The organism is Pseudomonas sp. Tav-5-1A (genome assembly GCF_055755055.1).
The window spans coordinates 2,822,440-2,839,659 of the sequence record NZ_CM146901.1; the positions used below are offsets into that span (position 1 = coordinate 2,822,440).

Annotated in this window: 14 protein-coding genes; 9 read left to right on the forward strand and 5 right to left on the reverse strand. The window is 67.2% G+C overall.

The genetic code is table 11. The features are described 5' to 3' along the window. Positions 1 to 207: 207 nt before the first annotated feature. A complete protein-coding gene (locus AC0J42_RS12950; RefSeq protein ID WP_473006442.1) occupies positions 208 to 363 on the reverse strand; it encodes a DUF6021 family protein in 156 nt (51 codons plus the stop codon). A gap of 170 nt (positions 364 to 533) precedes the next feature. Between AC0J42_RS12950 and AC0J42_RS12955 the strand changes: the two genes are divergently transcribed. From AC0J42_RS12955 to AC0J42_RS12965, 3 genes are all read left to right on the forward strand, one after another. After that, positions 534 to 656 carry a hypothetical protein gene (locus tag AC0J42_RS12955; protein WP_416423947.1) on the forward strand — a complete coding sequence of 41 codons (123 nt, stop codon included), beginning with the start codon at positions 534 to 536 and terminating at the stop codon, positions 654 to 656. 163 nt (positions 657 to 819) lie between these two features. Further along, a complete protein-coding gene (cycA, locus tag AC0J42_RS12960) occupies positions 820 to 2,229 on the forward strand; it encodes a D-serine/D-alanine/glycine transporter (protein WP_416423948.1) in 1,410 nt (469 codons plus the stop codon). A gap of 93 nt (positions 2,230 to 2,322) precedes the next feature. Beyond that, entirely contained in the window at positions 2,323 to 2,913 is a 591-nt protein-coding gene (locus AC0J42_RS12965) for a cupin (protein ID WP_473006443.1), read from the forward strand. 467 nt (positions 2,914 to 3,380) lie between these two features. Here AC0J42_RS12965 and AC0J42_RS12970 read toward each other — a convergent pair whose 3' ends face one another. From AC0J42_RS12970 to AC0J42_RS12980, 3 genes are all read right to left on the reverse strand, one after another. Continuing rightward, the gene (locus AC0J42_RS12970; protein WP_416423950.1) at positions 3,381 to 3,803 is read right to left on the reverse strand and encodes a GTP pyrophosphokinase; all 423 of its coding nucleotides are present in this window, start codon (positions 3,801 to 3,803) and stop codon (positions 3,381 to 3,383) included. Further along, positions 3,800 to 3,898 (reverse strand): hypothetical protein, encoded by a 99-nt coding sequence (locus tag AC0J42_RS12975; protein WP_473006444.1) that lies wholly within the window; start codon positions 3,896 to 3,898, stop codon positions 3,800 to 3,802. The genes AC0J42_RS12970 and AC0J42_RS12975 overlap by 4 nt, the downstream gene beginning before the upstream one ends. A 170-nt stretch (positions 3,899 to 4,068) precedes the next feature. Next, positions 4,069 to 4,800, reverse strand: coding sequence for a GntR family transcriptional regulator (locus AC0J42_RS12980; RefSeq protein ID WP_473006445.1), 732 nt, complete (start codon positions 4,798 to 4,800; stop codon positions 4,069 to 4,071). Between the two features lie 109 nt (positions 4,801 to 4,909). On the opposite strand from AC0J42_RS12980, the gene AC0J42_RS12985 reads away from it, so the two are divergent. Genes AC0J42_RS12985 through AC0J42_RS13000 form a run of 4 tightly spaced genes read left to right on the forward strand, consistent with a single transcriptional unit; the run spans position 4,910 to position 9,916 of the window. Continuing rightward, positions 4,910 to 5,749 (forward strand): ABC transporter ATP-binding protein, encoded by an 840-nt coding sequence (locus tag AC0J42_RS12985; protein ID WP_473006446.1) that lies wholly within the window; start codon positions 4,910 to 4,912, stop codon positions 5,747 to 5,749. Continuing rightward, a complete protein-coding gene (locus tag AC0J42_RS12990; RefSeq protein ID WP_473006447.1) occupies positions 5,746 to 6,738 on the forward strand; it encodes an ABC transporter substrate-binding protein in 993 nt (330 codons plus the stop codon). The genes AC0J42_RS12985 and AC0J42_RS12990 overlap by 4 nt, the downstream gene beginning before the upstream one ends. A gap of 7 nt (positions 6,739 to 6,745) precedes the next feature. Continuing rightward, a complete protein-coding gene (locus tag AC0J42_RS12995) occupies positions 6,746 to 7,495 on the forward strand; it encodes an ABC transporter permease (RefSeq protein ID WP_473006448.1) in 750 nt (249 codons plus the stop codon). A gap of 42 nt (positions 7,496 to 7,537) precedes the next feature. Next, complete coding sequence (locus AC0J42_RS13000; protein ID WP_473006449.1) at positions 7,538 to 9,916, forward strand: CehA/McbA family metallohydrolase domain-containing protein; 2,379 nt, start codon at positions 7,538 to 7,540, stop codon at positions 9,914 to 9,916. 136 nt (positions 9,917 to 10,052) lie between these two features. Here AC0J42_RS13000 and AC0J42_RS13005 read toward each other — a convergent pair whose 3' ends face one another. After that, positions 10,053 to 12,197 (reverse strand): TonB-dependent siderophore receptor, encoded by a 2,145-nt coding sequence (locus tag AC0J42_RS13005; RefSeq protein WP_473006450.1) that lies wholly within the window; start codon positions 12,195 to 12,197, stop codon positions 10,053 to 10,055. A gap of 249 nt (positions 12,198 to 12,446) precedes the next feature. Here AC0J42_RS13005 and AC0J42_RS13010 point away from each other — a divergent pair, with 249 nt between their 5' ends. Together AC0J42_RS13010 and AC0J42_RS13015 are read left to right on the forward strand one after the other, a co-directional pair. Further along, a complete protein-coding gene (locus AC0J42_RS13010) occupies positions 12,447 to 14,318 on the forward strand; it encodes an FAD-binding monooxygenase (RefSeq protein ID WP_473006451.1) in 1,872 nt (623 codons plus the stop codon). Positions 14,319 to 14,331: 13 nt separating this feature from the next. Then, positions 14,332 to 14,766 carry a MarR family winged helix-turn-helix transcriptional regulator gene (locus AC0J42_RS13015; RefSeq protein WP_473006452.1) on the forward strand — a complete coding sequence of 145 codons (435 nt, stop codon included), beginning with the start codon at positions 14,332 to 14,334 and terminating at the stop codon, positions 14,764 to 14,766. Positions 14,767 to 17,220: the final 2,454 nt, after the last annotated feature.

Below are 17,220 nucleotides of genomic sequence, written 5' to 3' on the forward strand. Positions count from 1 at the left end.
GTTCCTCCGGGATACAGGGCTGCGAGGGTAAGCGCATGGGTTCGGTGCGACAAGCGGGTTAGGCCGTTGCCAGTAAAAATCAGAAACGTCCTACGCCACCAGCGGGCCACACCCCCGTAGCAGCTGCCGCAGGCTGCGTCCTGGGCCTACGGGGTGGCCCAGACGCAGCCTGCGGCGGCTGCTACGGGGGGGCTTGCGTCGTTTGCATCAGGGTTGTTTGGTGGGTTTCCGGTCTTTCGCCGGGTTGTCGATGGGCGGTGGGTGGGGCGGGTCGGTGGCGGGGTCTTCGAGGGCTGGCGAGTCGGGGTCGAACCCCAGGTCTTCGTCCTTGTCGTGGGGCTTGTCACTGGTGGATGTGGCCATGTGGGTGTCTCCTTGAGCGGGTACGGGGCATCCGCACCTACCGTTGAGAAGCCCGCAACCGCCCCAAGTGCCGCGAACCAGACGGGTGGCAGCCCAGCAGCTTGCACCGGCGGAAGAGAGTAGGCAGGATAATGGCTATGTGATATCTCCCACTCCGCGAGGATACAGCCATGGCCCTGCGTATTCGGAAGTTCTCCCAACACGTCAAACTCGAGATGGGCGGCGCCCAGATGGGTTCCAGCCTGATGGTCGCGCTGATTTTCGGCGGCATTATCTGGGCTATTTTCAACTGAGGCAGCGGCTGTGCGGGCCGCCTGTGGCGGCCCATGACGATCCGTCGCGGGCACTGGTTCTGGAGCTGTCGCGCTTTCCGTGGCAAGGTACGCGCCAAAGACGGGAACGCCAGCCATGGTTGGCGTTGCCCCAGCACGTGCAACGCTGACACTGGAAACCCGCATGCCCGATCCAACGGCGACCTCGCCGCACGCCCCCGAGCCCACGCTCAAACGCAACCTGTCCAACCGCCACATCCAGCTGATCGCCATTGGCGGCGCCATCGGCACCGGCCTGTTCATGGGCTCCGGCAAGAGCATCAGCCTAGCCGGCCCGTCGATTTTGTTCGTGTACATGATCATCGGCTTCATGCTGTTCTTCGTGATGCGCGCCATGGGCGAGCTGCTGCTGTCGAACCTCGAATACAAGTCGTTCATCGACTTCGCCACCGACCTGCTGGGCCCCTGGGCCGGCTTCTTCACCGGCTGGACCTACTGGTTCTGCTGGATCGTCACCGGCATCGCCGACGTCATTGCGGTGTCCAGCTACGCGCACTTCTGGTTCCCCGATGCGCCGCAATGGGCGCCGGCCCTGGCCTGCGTCGGCCTGCTGCTGGCGCTGAACCTGATCACCGTGAAGCTGTTCGGCGAGATCGAGTTCTGGTTCGCCATGATCAAGCTGGTGGCCATCGCGCTGCTGGTGGCCACGGGCATCTACCTGGTAGCCAGCGCGCCGGCGGCGGTGGCGGGGCACGGCCCGAGCCTGGCCAACCTGTGGAATGACGGCGGCCTGCTGCCCCACGGCTGGATGGGCTTCTTTGCCGGCTTCCAGATCTCGATCTTCGCCTTCGTCGGCATCGAGCTGGTAGGCACCGCGGCCGCCGAGACCAAGGACCCCCACCGCACGCTGCCGCGGGCGATCAACTCGATTCCGGTGCGTATCATCCTGTTCTACGTGCTGGCGCTGATCACCATCATGGCCGTCACCCCATGGCGCGAAGTGGTGGCCGACAAGAGCCCGTTCGTGGAACTGTTCCTGATTGCCGGCTTCCCGGCTGCGGCTGCCTGCATCAACCTGGTGGTGCTGTCCTCGGCGGCGTCGTCGGCCAACAGCGGTATCTTCTCCACCAGCCGCATGCTCTTCGGCCTGGCCGGCGAAGGCCACGCCCCGCGGTCGTTCCAGCGCCTGGCCCGCAGCGGCGTGCCGGCCAACGGCCTGCTGTTCTCCTGCGCCTGCCTGCTGCTGGGCGTGGTGGTGATCTACCTGGTGCCCAACCTGATGCAGGCGTTCACCCTGGTCACCACCTTGTCGGCGCTGCTGTTCATGTTCGTCTGGACCATCATCCTGGTGTCGTACCTGGCCTACCGCAAGCAGCGCCCGCAGCTGCACGCGGCGTCCAGCTACCGCATGCCCGGCGGCCGCCTGATGTGCTGGGTGACCCTGGCGTTCTTCGCCGGCGTGCTGTGCCTACTGACGCTCAAGGACGACACCCGCCAGGCGCTGTGCTTCGCGCCGTTGTGGTTCGTGATATTGGCGGTTGCCTATCCCTTCGTGCGCAAGCGCACGGCGCTGGCCACGCTGGCCAGCGAGTGAGGGAAGAGGAGGGCGGCCAGTGGTCGCCCTTTTTTTTCGCCTGCCGCTCTGTGCTAGGCTGAAACCGGTTTCAAATGGACTCTGGAGACAGCCATGTTGCGTCGTCATTTCAGCCAACTAGCCGCCCTGGCGCTGGTTGGCGGCTGGAACAGCCTCACTGTCGCTGCGCCTAAGGCGGTGCAGGCCCTGCGCCTGCAGCGCAACGGCTGGGTGCCCAACAACCCGCGCCTGCCGGTGCTGGTCTACCCCCAAGCCATCGCCGTGCAGGGCAGCGACCCGGCGGCGCTGTTCGAGCGCACCTTCGCCGCCAACGGCTGGCCGCCGCAATGGCGCTACGGGGTGTTCGACTATCACCACTACCACACCGAAGGCCACGAAGTGCTGGGCGTCGCCAGCGGTAGCGCACGGCTGATGCTGGGTGGGCCGGATGGCCATGTGGTGCCGGTCAGAGCCGGGGACGTGCTGCTGTTGCCGGCCGGCACCGGCCATTGCAACCTGGGTTCCAGCGACGATTTCCTGGTGGTGGGCGCCTACCCGCCGGGGCAGCACGCCGACATCTGCCGGGCGGCGCCCACGGCGGCGCAGCAGGCGCGCATCGACGGCTTGCCGTTCCCCGACAGCGACCCGGTGCAGGGCGCTCAAGGCGCCGTGGAGCAATATTGGCTGTCAACGCGCAACACGTAGCAGCAGCTCCCACAGTGTGAACCCTAACGACGTAGCAGCTGCCGCCAGGCTGCGTCCGGCTATGGCGCGGACGTGAGTGTGTTCGGACGCGGCCTGCGGCCGCTGCTACGGGTGCCTGGCGCGATTGCCTCCCGGCGTGCACTGAAGATTTCCGGCGTGGAAAAGGGCCAGCGCAGCCTTCGGCAGCGGCTACACCGAACCCGCGTAGCAGCTGCCGCAGGCGGCGTCCGCCCCACGCGGTGTGCCAGGCTTGACGCGGCGCTCATGACGCGGCCTGCGGCCGCTGCTACGGGTGCCTGGCGCGATTGCCTCCCGGCGTGCACTGAAGATTTCCAGCGTGGAAAAGGGCCAGCGCAGCCTTCGGCAGCGGCTACACCGAACCCGCGTAGCAGCTGCCGCAGGCTGCGTCCGCTCCACGCGGTGTGTCAGGCACAGCGCGTCGCGTATGACGCGGCCTGCGGCCGCTGCTACGGGGTGTTGAGGTAGGCGAGGGCCTGGTGGTATTTGCGGGCGCGGGCCAGGTCCTTGTCGCTGAGCGCGGGCAGGCGCGTAAGGTTGAGGTTGTCCTTGATGTCCTCGATTTTCACCCGCCGCGCCAGCGGGTTCACCGCCAGGCGCTGGATGAACGCCGTGTAGTCCTCACCGGCCTGCTTGGTCAGGCACTCGATGGCGTTCACCACGGCCTCGGCAAAGCCCAGGGCGCGCAGGTCGGCCAGGTCGATGTCGCTGTCTTCCACCACGTCATGCAGCACCGCCACCATTTGCGCGTCGAGGTCGTCGAAGCGCAGCATCAGCCGCAGGGGGTGAAGGATATAGGCGCCCCCGGCCTTGTCGACCTGCCCGGCGTGGGCGCGGCAGGCCAGGGCGATGGCGGTGTCGAGGTTGCTCATGGGCGGGCCCGTCCCAGGCGGTATTGCTGGGCGCTGATTTCCTCGCCGTAGAGCAACGCATCGTTGAACAGTCGGTTCGCCGACGGCACGGGCATTGGCTTCCCTCGCTGCGTTGTAAACAGTCTTGGTCTGTTCGGTGTGCGCCTTCGCCCCGCCGGCTTTCGCGGCGATGGCTTGGAAATTAAGGGGCCAGTTTAAACGGTTTTGCTGTTCGGCTCATTAGCGGGCTTGCCCCGCCGGCCATGACCCCACCTGGCCGCAGCGGCTACGCCTTCGAGGCAAACACCCCGCTCAGCACGAACGAATAGCGCTCCGGCCGAATGTGGAAGGTGGTCCGGTCGCAACAGCGGTCATCGGCGAACCACGAGGTGCGCTCCATCACCAGCAACGCTGCCCCGCGCTTCACCCCCAGCGCACTGGCCAGGGCCTTGTCGGCCTGCTGGGCGCGGATGGCCATGTCGGCGCGGGCCACGGCGCTGCCAGTCACGCTGTGCAGCACCGAGTAGATCGGCTGCTGCTCCACCTCTTCCCATACCACGCTGGCCAGCTGCGCCGGCAGGTAGCTGCGGCCCAGGGCGATGGGTTCGCCGTCGACATAATGCAGGCGCTCCACGCACAGGCACTGCGCGGCGCCTTCGAACAGCTGGCGCAGGGCGTCCGGGGTGGGCACCAGGTGCTGGCCGATCACCCGCATGCTGGGCTGCAGGCCCTGCAACAACAAGGCTTCGTGGAAGCTGCGCAGGGCATCCAGGCCGTGGCGCACCTGCTTGGCGGCGGCAAAGGTGCCCTTGCCCTGTTTGCGCTCCACCACGCCGTCGTCGCACAGCTTGCCCACGGCCAGCCGCACGGTCACCCGGCTCACGCCAAAACGCTGGCCCAGTTCGGCTTCCGAGGGCAGCTTGCCGCTGGGCTCGAAGGCCCCACGCTGGATTTCGTCCAGCAGTTGCTGGGCAATTTGCTCGTAGAGCGAGGTGGTGCTGTCACGAAGGATGGACACGGCTGGGCTTCCGTTGCTTCTAAGGTTATGAAAATACAATCTTGGTCTAACTTGTATTAATACGTATTATGTCAGGCAATCCATTGTAAACCACCTGACTGCGCTTGCCATGCCCCTGACTCCCTTTGTTTCGCCGCCTGGCGCCAACGCGCTCTGCGTGGACGCCATCCGCTTCAGCTACGCCAACGGCCACACGGTGTTCCAGGATTTCAGCCTGAGCGCGCGGCCGGGTGAGTTCGTCGCCATCCTCGGGCCATCGGGGTGCGGCAAGACCACCTTGCTCAACCTGCTGGCCGGCTTCCAGGCGCCGTCCGCCGGGCAAATCCACATCAACGGCAAGCCGGTGAAGCCCGAGCTGGCCGAGCTGGGCTACGTGTTCCAGGCGCCGCAGTTGTTCCCCTGGCTCACTGCGTTGGAGAACGTGCGCTTCGGCCTGCGCATGGCCGGGCAGGGCAGCGAAGCCGAGCAGCGCCACAAGGCCCTGGGCTACCTGCGCCTGGTGGGTCTGGAGCACGCCGCCCAGCGCCTGGCGCACCAGCTGTCCGGCGGCATGCAGCAGCGCGTGTCCCTGGCCCGCACCCTGGCGCTGGAGCCAGGTGTGCTGTTGATGGACGAGCCGTTCGCGGCGCTGGACGCCATCAGCCGCAACACCATGAACGAAGAAACCCTGCGCCTGTGGGCCGAGCTGGGCCAGACCGTGCTGTTCATCACCCACGACATTGACGAGGCGGTGTTCCTCGCCGACCGGGTGATTGTGCTGAACATCGCCCCCGGCGGCATTCACAGCGAGCTGGCCATCGACCTGCTGCGCCCGCGCAGCAACCGGGTGACCCGCCGCCTGCCGGCCTTCCTCGACTACCGCAATGAGCTGATGGAGCGCATCTCCCAGGTCATGGCGCAGTCCCCCAGTGCCATTCCCGCCCGTCCCTTGCCCGAGACCACCGCATGATCAGAACCCTTCTGCTGGCCGCTTCACTGTCGGCCCTGGCCCTGGCCACCAGCGCCTTCGCCGCCGATAAACCGCTGCGCATCGGCTACGTATTCGCCATGGCCAACGCCCCGGCGCTGATCGCCGATAAGGAAGGCTTCTACAAACAGGAAGGCCTGGACGTCGACCTCAAGGCGCTGGGCGACGGCCCGGTGATCCAGCAGGCGCTGGCTGCCGGCGAGCTGGACGTGGCCTACGTGGGCACGCCGCCGGTGTACCAGTGGTACTCGCGCGGCCTGAAAAGCACCATCCTGGCCAAGGTCAATTACGGCCAGGCGGCCGTGCTGGTAGGTGAGAAAAGCCCGATCGCGAGCCTGCAGGACCTTGCGGGCAAGAAGTTGGCGGGGGTGAAGAAGGGCAGCGGCATGGACGTGCTGCTGCGCGGCTACGTGCTCAAGGACAAGGCCGGCCTGGACCCGGACCACGACCTGAACATCATCGACATGCCGCCGGGCAACATGAACGCCGCCCTTGAGCGCGGCATCGTCGACGCTGCCTTCGCCTGGGAACCCTTCGTCAGCCAGGCCGAGCTGCGCGGCACCGCGCGGGTGCTGTTCGACGTCAACCAGGCGCTGCCGCAGTACCCCTGGTACGTGGTCATCGCCTTGCCGAAAACCCTGCAGGAACGCCCCGACGACGTGGTCAAGCTGCTGCGCGCGCACCGCAAGGCCGTGGCGTTCCTCAACGACCACCCGGCCGAGGCCAACCGCATCATCGCCGACGCCTTCCGCCTGGAGCCGGTGCAAGGCGCCGATGGCACCACCATCAGCCCCGAGCAGATCGTCGCCCGGGCGCGCACCCGCCTGGGCTGGTCGGCGGAGTTGAAACCCACCGACCTGGCGTTCATCCAGCGCCTGATGAACGACTCCAAGGCCCTGGGTTTCATGGATGTCGACATGACCCCGGCGCAGCTGGTGGACACCTCGTACCTGGAAAAAGCTTCGCACTGAGCCGCTCATGACCTTACCGAAACCAAATTGGGGCTGGGCCTCGCTGCCGTTCCTGGCGCTGGTGTGGATTGCCCTTGCCAGCCGTTTTCCCAGCTACGTGCTGCCGCAGCCGTGGGTGGTGGCCCACGAGGCCATGCGCTGGCTGGCCGACGGCTCGCTGCTGGTGCAACTGCGCGCCAGCCTGCTGGAAGAACTGGCCGGCTTCTGCGCCGCGGTGCTGGTGGCGGTGCTGCTGGGCAGCGCGGCAGGCCTGTCGCGGCATTTTCGCGACTTTGTCGCGCCGCTCAACAGCCTGTTCATGGCCATTCCGCCCATCGCCTGGGCTCCGCTGATCCTGATCATTTTCGGCCTGGGGTTCTTCGCCATCGTGCTGGTGATTTTCATCGCCGCCGTGTTCCCCATGGCCGTGACCCTGCAGGAAGGCGTGCAAGGCATTCGCGGCGGCGAAGTGCGCGCCGCGCGCACCCTGGGCGCCAGCCGCTGGCAGCTGCTGGCCCATGTGTACCTGCCGGCGTCGCTGCCGTTTCTCACCGCGGCGCTGCGCATTGGCTTCAGCCAGGGCTGGCGGGCGCTGGTGGCGGCGGAAATGATCGGCGCCTCCCAGGGCATCGGCTGGATGGTGTCCATGGGCGGGCAGATCGGCAACAGCAGCCAGGTGCTGCTGGGCATCGTGCTGATCGGCCTGCTGGCCTGGCTGATGGAGAGCCTGGTGTTCCGCCGCATCGAACGTCACTACCAGGCCTGGCGCGTCAACTGACCGGCCTGCTTTTCCAGAATTGATCACTGCAAGAGGTGTCACGTGAGCACTACTTTCGATCCGCGCGAAGCCGGTCATTACATCGCCCCCCAGGGGCTTTATGAGCGCAACAAGGCGCGGCCATTCCTGGGCGCCATCAGCTGCGACCGCCACACCCTGGTGGCCGGCCAATGGGACGAGATCACCCTGGTGTACGAAGTGGGCGGCAGTGGCCTGGCCGACGGCGCCTGGCTGAAGCTGGCGTTCAAGTTCTACTCCGACTGGGCGCTGTTCCAGACCAGCAACCCGGCAAGCGCCAACTACGTCAGCGCCGAATACCAGGCCGGTGAGCTGGCGCCGGGCCAGAGCCAGGCCACGGTGCAGCACCTGAAGGTGCGCTTCGACCAGAAGGGCCACGAGCGGCCGTTCCAGAAGGCGCTGATCATCGACATCGTCGACGGCTACCTGAACCCCGGCGACCGCATCGTCATTCGCCTGGGCGACCGTCGCCAGGGCGGCGCCGGCACGCGGGTGCAGAGCTTCGTCGAAAAAGGCTTCCAGATGCGCCTGTTCATAGACCCGCTGGGCAGCTCGAAATTTGCCGAGGTGCCGGGCGACCTGCTGCTGGACATCGTGCCGGGGCCGGCCAGCCACCTGCAGGTGATCGCGCCGCGGCTGATCAGCGCCGGCGAGGCGTTCGACGTGCTGGTGCGCGCCGATGACGCTTGGGGCAACACCTGCCGGCAGCTGCCGCTGGCCGGCGTGCTGAGCCTGATAGGGCCTGAGGGCGCAAGCCGCGAGGAACCATTTGTGCTGGCCGAGCAGGGTTGGGCGGTGGTGCGCCTGGCCGGGCTGCAGTTGCAGGGGCTGGGCGAATGGCAGCTGCGTGCGCGCATCAACCACTCCGGCGTGGCGCCTAGCGTGGCGTTCGTCACGGTGGATGCCGCCGGCGCCGGCCTGCGCCCGCTGTACGCCGACCTGCACGTGCATTCCGATGACACCGTGGGCACCAACGACACCCTGTACAACCTCAGCTATGGCCGCGACGTTGCCGGCCTGGACGTGCTGGGTTACACCGCCAACGACTTCAACATTACCGAGCAGCGCTGGGACCAGGCCGTGGCGCTGATCAGCGAACTCAACGAACCGGGCCGTTTCGTCTGCTACCCGGGCACCGAATGGTGTGGCAACTCCTGCGCCGGTGGCGACCGCAACGTGGTGTTCCTGCACGACCGCAAGCCCGAGTTCCCGTTCGACAACCAGGGCCGCCTGGTACGCTCCTTCGAGTGGAACGAGTTCACCGCCGGCACCATCAAGCCCGGCGCCTGGCCGGTGGACGAGCTGTACGCCGCCTATGCCAAGGACCCTGAGGGCCACCTGATGATGCCCCACGTGGGCGGCCGCCGCTGCAACCTGGACTGGCACCACCCTGAGCTTGAACGCCTGATTGAAGTGGGCTCGGCCTGGGGCCAGTTCCACTGGGTGTACGCCGAGGCGCTGCAGCGCGGCTACCGCGTCGGCGCCGCCGCCAACAGCGACGAACACCAGGGCCGCTGCGGCGGTGGCGTGCCCGCGACGGCGGTGTTCGGCTCGCGCGGCGGGCTCACCGGCGTGCTGGCCAGCGGCTTCGACCGCGCCAGCGTCGGCAAGGCCTTGCGCGCCCGCCGCACCTTCGCCACCACCGGCGAGCGCACGTTCGCCAGCCTGCGCCTGGGCGAGCATTTGATGGGCGAGGTGTGCCGCGCGCCGGCCAGCGCCACCCTCGACTACCGCCTGCTGGGCGACAGCGGCTGGGAGCAGGTGGACCTGTTCGACGGCGAGCAACTGATCTGGTCGCGCAACCTGCACCAGGAACTGGGCCTGTCCAGCCAGCGCATTCGCCTGCGCTTGGGCGGCGCGCGCATCAAGGACCGTTACCGTGGCGCCTACTGGGCGGGCGAGATCCAGGTCACCGGCGCGGTGATCAAGGGCTTCACCACCCAGGGCCTCGACCACCCTGAACAAACCGTGTGGCGCCAGGACGCCACGCGCCTGGCGTTCCGCACCGACACCAACGGCGACACCGACAGCATCGAGCTGGAGCTGTCGCAACTGGCGGGCGCGCGCATCCAGGTGCGCAGCCGCATCGACAACTACGTAAAGGTCGGCGACCCGTCCCAGCCCCAACCGTTCGTGCACGCGCCAGGGGTGGACATCGACCTGAGCGGTGATGCGCTGCTGGCCGCCGGCGAGCACATCCAGCGCCTGCCGGGCGCCGAGTTGCAGGTGTCGCTGGAGCGCATGACCCAGGCAGCGCTGCCGCGCGAACTGCAGGGCCGCATCGGCCTGGGCGAGCTGGGCCTGGACCCCAGCCGTGAACATCCGTTGTTCATCTGCGCGCGCCAGCGCGACCAGTCAAGGGTGTGGACCTCGGCGTTGTTCCTGAGCGTGCCAGCTGAATAGGTGCGGTGTGCGCCGGATTTCGCGTAGCCGCTGCCGATAGGCTGCGCTGGCCCCTGAGTGCGCTGTAGATTTCCAGTGTGGACAAGGGCCAGCGCAGCCTTCGGCAGCGGCTACAAACCGCGTAGCCTGTCTCGCGCTACAGGCTGTACGCAATCCCCACCTGCACCGTCCGCGGCGCGCCGGGGTAGGCGTACACGTTGCCGAACGCGCCTTCCTCGTAGTAGCGGTTGAACAGGTTCTTCACGTCCAGGTTCAGCCGCACGTGTTCGTTGACCTTGTAGTAGCCCAGCAGGTCGAACACGCTGTAGCCGGCCATGGCGAACGCGGTGTTGGCGGTCTGCCCGGCGCGCTCGGCGACGTAGCGGCCGCCGGCGCCCAGGCCCAGGCCCTTGAGGCTGCCGTCCTGGAACTCGTAGACGTTGAGCAGGCTCAGGCTGTTGCGCGGGATGTTGACCAGGCGGGTGCCGGCACGCAGGGTGTTGTCCTTGGTCACTTCGGCATCGACGTAGGCGTAGCCGCCGGTCACCCGCCACTCGGGGGTGAGGTTGCCGGCCACGTTGATGTCCAGGCCACGGCTGCGCACCTGGCCAGCGGCAACGCTATAGTTGCTGTCCACCGGGTCGGTGGTCAGCACATTGCGTTTGTCGATCTGGTAGACGGCGGCGTCGACGCTGAGCGGGCGGTCGAGGGATTGCCACTTCACCCCCAGTTCCACCGACTTGCCTTTCTCCGGGGCGAAGCCTGCACTGCTGGTGCTGCCGCTGGTGGGGCGGCTGGCGCCGGTGTTGGGCTTGAACGAGCGAGCGGCGTCGGCATACACCGCCAGGCTGTCGGTCAGGTCGTAGATCACCCCCACGCGCGGGGTGACTGCGTTGTCGGCGGCAGTCCAGTCGCGGCCGCCGGCCACGTAGGTTTCGTAGTCATGCTCGAAGCGCTCGAAGCGCGCGCCGGCCAGCACTTTCAGGCGCTCGGTCAGCGCCACCTGGTCCTGGACGAAGGCGGCGTAGGTCTTGAGGTTTTCCTTGTCGTGGGTCGGCGTGCGCGTCAGTGCCGGGCGCGGCTGGCCGTACACCGGATCGAAGAGGTCGATCGGGTAGGCGCCGACCGCGCCGCTGGAGCGCTGGATGATCGATTTGTAGTCGTAGGTTTCGACCTCGACGCCGGTCAGCAGCGTGTGCTCCAGACCGCCGGTGGCGAAATGGCCGGTGAGGTTCAGCTGGCTGTCCTTGTCGGTCCATTCCAGCTTGCGGTAATTGAAGTTGCGGCCCAGGGTGCGGCCGTCGGCGCCGATGCCGTTGGCCTCCACGGCGTTGCCGGCCAGGGTGCCGTCCAGCCACTGGAAGCCGCCGCCCAGGGTCCAGTTGTCATTGAGGAAATGCTCGAAGCGCAGCTGGGCCATGTTGTTGTCGTTGTGCAGCTTGCCGGCGTCCTTCTCGCCGAAGAAGGTCGAGCGCGAAGCCGTGCCGAGCTGCCCGGGGTAACGGGTCACGCCGCGGTCCAGCGGGTGGTTGTTGCGCATGAAATCGCCTTCGAACACCACCCTGGTGTCGTCGCTGACCTGCCAGCTCAGTACCGGCGTAATGCCGTAGCGCTCGGTCTGCACGTGGTCGCGGAAGGTGTCGCCGCCTTCGCCCACCACGTTCAGGCGGTAGGCCAGGCGGCCTTGTTCGTCCAAGGGGCCGCTGGCGTCGAGGGTGCCGCGGCGCATGCCCTGGCTGTCGAGCTGGCTGCCCAGCGTCACGGCAGGCGCCGCCAGCGGCTGCTTGGACACCACGTTGAACGTGCCGCCGGGGTCGCCGCGGCCGTACAGGGTCGTGGCCGGGCCGCGCAGCACTTCCAGGCGCTCGATGGTGTTGGCGTCGGGCATGTTCGGGTAGCCGCGGTTGACGGGGAAACCGTTGCGGTAGAACTCGCCCGTGGTGAAGCCGCGCACGGTGAAGGTGGTCAGCCCCTGCCCGCCGAAATTGTTGGCGCGGCCCACGCCGCCGGCGTAGTCGAGGGCGTCCTGCAGGCGGGTGGCGCCGATGTCGTCGACCACGTCGCGGGTCACCACGCTGATCGACTGCGGGGTGTCATGGATAGCGGTGTCGGTGCGCGTGGCACTGGCCGAGCGGGTCGCCAGGTAGCCGGTGACCGGGCCCTGGGCGCTTTCGGCGTCGGCGATGCCGGTGATGGCGGTGGCCTGGAGTTCCAGCTGGCCGTTTTCAGCGCGGGTTTCTTCCGCCCACGCAGCAGGGGCGAGCACGTGCAGCACGCAAAGGGGGAGCAGGGTACGACGCATGGATCGGGGTCTCGACAGGGAGTCTGGGAGGGGCGGCGTCCGTGCCGTAGATTGTATCGAGATGATAACAATACGTAGATACAAATGACATTCGTTATTGTTTGTCATGTTGTTGCAAAAACCCGTAGCAGCGGCCCCTAGGCCGCGTCCCGCCCCATGCACAAAAACACAACACTTGAAATAGTTCGTATACTGAGCATATCGTAATGGCGCGTCGCATCCCTTCAATAACAACAAGGACAACGCCCCATGCAATTCCACCTCAACGGCTTCCAGCCCGGTGACCCCGACCTCCATCCCGCCGCCTGCGGCGCTACCACCGCGCTGCCCGAAGCGGTCGATGTACTGATCGTCGGCAGCGGCCCTGCCGGGCTGGTGCTGGCCGCGCAGCTGGCGCGGTTCCCCGGCATCGTCACCCGCGTGGTCGAGCGCCGTGCCGGCCGCCTGCAACTGGGCCAGGCCGACGGCATCGCCTGCCGCAGCGTCGAAATGTTCCAGGCGTTCGGCCTGGCCGAGCCGCTGTTGCGCGAGGCCTACTGGGTCAATGAAACGGCGTTCTGGCGCCCGGCCGCCGCTGACCGCCAGCGCATCGAGCGCACCGGCCGGGTGCAGGATACTGAGGACGGGCTGTCGGAATTCCCCCACGTCATCGTCAACCAGGCCCGTATCCAGGATTACCTGCTGGACAGCATGCTCAAGAGCCCCCAGCGCCTGGCGCCGGACTACAACCTGGCGCTGGCGCACATCACCCGCGATGAGCATCCCAGCCACCCGGTGCAAGCCACCTTGCAGCGCACCGACGGTGGGCCTGAGGTGCAGGTGCGCGCCCGCTACCTGGTGGGGTGTGACGGTGCCCGCAGCCAGGTGCGCGCGGCCATCGGCCAGCAGCTGCGCGGCGATGCCGCCAACCACGCCTGGGGCGTGATGGACGTGCTGGCGATGACGGATTTTCCCGACGTGCGCCTGAAGGCCGCGGTGCAGTCGGCGGCGGGCAACATGATCCTCATCCCGCGCGAAGGCGGGCACCTGGTGCGCCTGTACGTGGACCTGGGCGAGGTTACCGAGGCCAACCGCGCGGCCATTCGCGCCACGGCGGTGGAGGCGTTGATTGCTACCGCGCAGCGCATCCTGCAGCCGTATGTGCTGGAGGTGAAAAGCGTGGTGTGGTCGTCGGTGTATGAGGTGGGCCAGCGCCTTACTGACCGTTTCGACGACAGCGTGGACGCCGCCGGGCAAGTGCGTGAACCGCGGGTGTTCATCGCCGGCGACGCCTGCCATACCCACAGTGCCAAGGCCGGGCAGGGCATGAACGTGTCCATGCAGGACGCCTTCAACCTGGGTTGGAAACTGGCGGCGGTGTTGCAGGGGCGTAGCCCAACATCGCTGTTGGCCAGCTATTCCCAAGAGCGCCAGCCGGTGGCCCAAGAGTTGATCAACTTCGACAAGGAGTGGTCGGCGATGATGGGGGCGCCGCCCAAGGACCCGCTGAACCCGGCCGCTGGCGGCGTCGACCCCAGCGAGCTGCAGGCGTATTTCGTCCAGGCCGGCCGCTACACCGCTGGCGTTGCCACCCGCTACCGGCCGGGGCCGCTGACCGGGCGAGGTACCTGGCAGGCCCTGGCCAGTGGCTTGGCGATCGGTGCGCGGTTCCATTCTGCGCCGGTGATTCGCCTGGCCGATGCCCGGCCCATGCAGCTGGGCCACGCGGCGCAGGCGGACGGGCGCTGGCGGCTGTATGCCTTCGCCGATGCCTCGGGGCAGGCGCTGGCGGGGCTGTGCGAGTACCTGCTCAACGACCCTGGCTCGCCGGTGCGGCGCTTCACCCCGGCCGGTGCCGACCTGGACAGCGTGCTGGACGTGCGTGCCGTGTACCGCCAGGCGGTGCCCGTCGAACAGCTGCCGGCCCTTCTGCTGCCGCGCAAGGGTTGCTTCGGGCTGATCGACTATGAGAAGGCCTTCGTCGTCGACCCGGCGGCCGACATCTTCGCCCTGCGCGGCATCGACCCGGTGCACGGCGCGCTGGTGCTGGTGCGGCCTGACCAGTACATCGCCCACGTGCTGCCACTGGACGGCCACGGTGAACTGGAGGCATTCTTGCAGCCGATTCTTGTTCCGCAATAGAAGGCAGTCCACTGTGCCGCTTGACGCTCACCCTCGCATTCTCGTGCACACCGGCAGCCTGATACGCCGGGCGCAACAACGCCACGTCGCCATCTGGCAGCGCGAAGTGTCCACGGAAGTCACCAGCGTGCAGTACGCGGTGTTGCTGGTGCTGGAGCAACGCCCCGGCATCAGCCAGCGCGAGCTGGGCGACGAGCTCGACCTGGACCGCTCCACCATCGCCGAACTGGTGGCGCGCATGGTGCGCAACGGCGTGCTCGAACGCGTGGGCGACCCCCAGGACAAGCGCCGCAACACCCTCTACCTGACCGCGCCCGGCCGGGCGCAACTGGGCGAACTCAAGCCGCGGGTCGCCAACGTCGAACAGGTGCTCACCCAGCACCTGAGCGGCGAAGAGCGCGAGCAACTGCGCGGCCTGATGGAACGCCTGCTGGCCCCCCTCCCGTAGCAGCGGCCAAAGGCCGCGTCCGGCCACGCCGCGCTGTGCCTGAAAATACGCGGCGCATTCAGACGCGGCGGGGTGTGTAGCCGCTGCCGCAAGGCTGCGCTGGCCTGGGAAAAAAACGCAGATCCTCCACGTGCCACAGACCCCACGTAGCAGCAACTGTCTTTGTGGGAGCTGGCTTGCCAGCGAGTTTTCAGGGCCTCAACAGCTCGCTGGCAAGCCAGCTCCCACAACAACGTCGTAGCAGCGGCCAAAGGCCGCGTCCGGCCACGCCGCGCTGTGCCTGAAAATACGCAGCGCATTCGGACGCGGCCTGCGGCCGCTGCTACGGGGTGTGGTGTGTAGCCGCTGCCGCCAGGCTGCGGTCGCGTGCCACAGAGCCCACGTAGCAGCAACTGTCTTTGTGGGAGCTGGCTTGCCAGCGAGTTTTCAGGGCCTCAACAGCTCGCTGGCAAGCCAGCTCCCACAACAACGTCGTAGCAGCGGCCAAAGGCCGCGTCCGGCCACGCCGCAGTGTTGCTGGGAAATATGCAGGGTATTCGGACGCGGCCTGCGGCCGCTGCTACGCGGGTGTGGTGTGTAGCCGCTGTCGCCAGGCTGCGCTCGCGTGCCACAGACCCCACGTAGCAGCAACTGTCTTTGTGGGAGCTGGCTTGCCAGCGAGTTTTCAGGGCCTCAACAGCTCGCTGGCAAGCCAGCTCCCACAACAACGTCGTAGCAGCGGCCAAAGGCCGCGTCCGGCCACGCCGCGCTGTGCCTGAAAATACGCAGCGCATTCGGACGCGGCCTGCGGCCGCTGCTACGGGGTGTGGTGTGTAGCCGCTGCCGCCAGGCTGCGGTCGCGTGCCACAGAGCCCACGTAGCAGCAACTGTCTTTGTGGGAGCTGGCTTGCCAGCGAGTTTTCAGGGCCTCAACAGCTCGCTGGCAAGCCAGCTCCCACAACAACGTCGTAGCAGCGGCCAAAGGCCGCGTCCGGCCACGCCGCAGTGTTGCTGGGAAATATGCAGGGTATTCGGACGCGGCCTGCGGCCGCTGCTACGCGGGTGTGGTGTGTAGCCGCTGTCGCCAGGCTGCGCTCGCGTGCCACAGACCCCACGTAGCAGCAACTGTCTTTGTGGGAGCTGGCTTGCCAGCGAGTTTTCAGGGCCTCAACAGCTCGCTGGCAAGCCAGCTCCCACAACAACGTCGTAGCAGCGGCCAAAGGCCGCGTCCGGCCACGCCGCGCTGTGCCTGAAAATACGCAGCGCATTCGGACGCGGCCTGCGGCCGCTGCTACGGGGTGTGGTGTGTAGCCGCTGCCGCCAGGCTGCGGTCGCGTGCCACAGAGCCCACGTAGCAGCAACTGTCTTTGTGGGAGCTGGCTTGCCAGCGAGTTTTCAGGGCCTCAACAGCTCGCTGGCAAGCCAGCTCCCACAACAACGTCGTAGCAGCGGCCAAAGGCCGCGTCCGGCCACGCCGCAGTGTTGCTGGGAAATATGCAGGGTATTCGGACGCGGCCTGCGGCCGCTGCTACGCGGGTGTGGTGTGTAGCCGCTGTCGCCAGGCTGCGCTCGCGTGCCACAGACCCCACGTAGCAGCAACTGTCTTTGTGGGAGCTGGCTTGCCAGCGAGTTTTCAGGGCCTCAACAGCTCGCTGGCAAGCCAGCTCCCACAACAACGTCGTAGCAGCGGCCAAAGGCCGCGTCCGGCCACGCCGCGCTGTGCCTGAAAATACGCAGCGCATTCGGACGCGGCCTGCGGCCGCTGCTACGGGGTGTGGTGTGTAGCCGCTGCCGCCAGGCTGCGGTCGCGTGCCACAGAGCCCACGTAGCAGCAACTGTCTTTGTGGGAGCTGGCTTGCCAGCGAGTTTTCAGGGCCTCAACAGCTCGCTGGCAAGCCAGCTCCCACAACAACGTCGTAGCAGCGGCCAAAGGCCGCGTCCGGCCACGCCGCGCTGTGCCTGAAAATACGCGGCGTATTCAGACGCGGCCTGCGGCCGCTGCTACGGAGTGTGCTGTGTAGCCGCTGCCGCCAGGCTGCGCTCGCGTGCCACAGAGCCCACGTAGCAGCAACTGTCTTTGTGGGAGCTGGCTTGCCAGCGAGTTTTCAGGGCCTCAACAGCTCGCTGGCAAGCCAGCTCCCACAACAACGTCGTAGCAGCGGCCGCAGGCCGCGTCCGGCCACGCCGCGCTGTGCCTGAAAATACGCGGCGTATTCAGACGCGGCCTGCGGCCCCTGCTACGCGGGTGTGGTGTGTAGCCGCTGTCGCCAGGCTGCGCTCGCGTGCCACAGAGCCCACGTAGCAGCAACTGTCTTTGCGGGAGCTGGCTTGCCAGCGAGTTTTCAGGGCCTCAACAGCTCGCTGGCAAGCCAGCTCCCACAACAACGTCGTAGCAGCGGCCAAAGGCCGCGTCCGGCCACGCCGCAGTATTGCTGGGAAATATGCAGGGTATTCGGACGCGGCCTGCGGCCGCTG

Coding starts and splice junctions, on each gene's coding strand:
- AC0J42_RS12975 (WP_473006444.1), bottom strand. CDS start 3,898: ATGCCCGTGCCGTCGGCGAACCGACTGTTCAACGATGCGTTGCTCTAC.
- AC0J42_RS12965 (WP_473006443.1), top strand. CDS start 2,323: ATGTTGCGTCGTCATTTCAGCCAACTAGCCGCCCTGGCGCTGGTTGGC.
- AC0J42_RS13010 (WP_473006451.1), top strand. CDS start 12,447: ATGCAATTCCACCTCAACGGCTTCCAGCCCGGTGACCCCGACCTCCAT.
- AC0J42_RS13005 (WP_473006450.1), bottom strand. CDS start 12,197: ATGCGTCGTACCCTGCTCCCCCTTTGCGTGCTGCACGTGCTCGCCCCT.
- AC0J42_RS12995 (WP_473006448.1), top strand. CDS start 6,746: ATGACCTTACCGAAACCAAATTGGGGCTGGGCCTCGCTGCCGTTCCTG.
- AC0J42_RS12950 (WP_473006442.1), bottom strand. CDS start 363: ATGGCCACATCCACCAGTGACAAGCCCCACGACAAGGACGAAGACCTG.
- AC0J42_RS12970 (WP_416423950.1), bottom strand. CDS start 3,803: ATGAGCAACCTCGACACCGCCATCGCCCTGGCCTGCCGCGCCCACGCC.
- AC0J42_RS12985 (WP_473006446.1), top strand. CDS start 4,910: ATGCCCCTGACTCCCTTTGTTTCGCCGCCTGGCGCCAACGCGCTCTGC.
- AC0J42_RS12990 (WP_473006447.1), top strand. CDS start 5,746: ATGATCAGAACCCTTCTGCTGGCCGCTTCACTGTCGGCCCTGGCCCTG.
- cycA (WP_416423948.1), top strand. CDS start 820: ATGCCCGATCCAACGGCGACCTCGCCGCACGCCCCCGAGCCCACGCTC.
- AC0J42_RS12955 (WP_416423947.1), top strand. CDS start 534: ATGGCCCTGCGTATTCGGAAGTTCTCCCAACACGTCAAACTCGAGATG.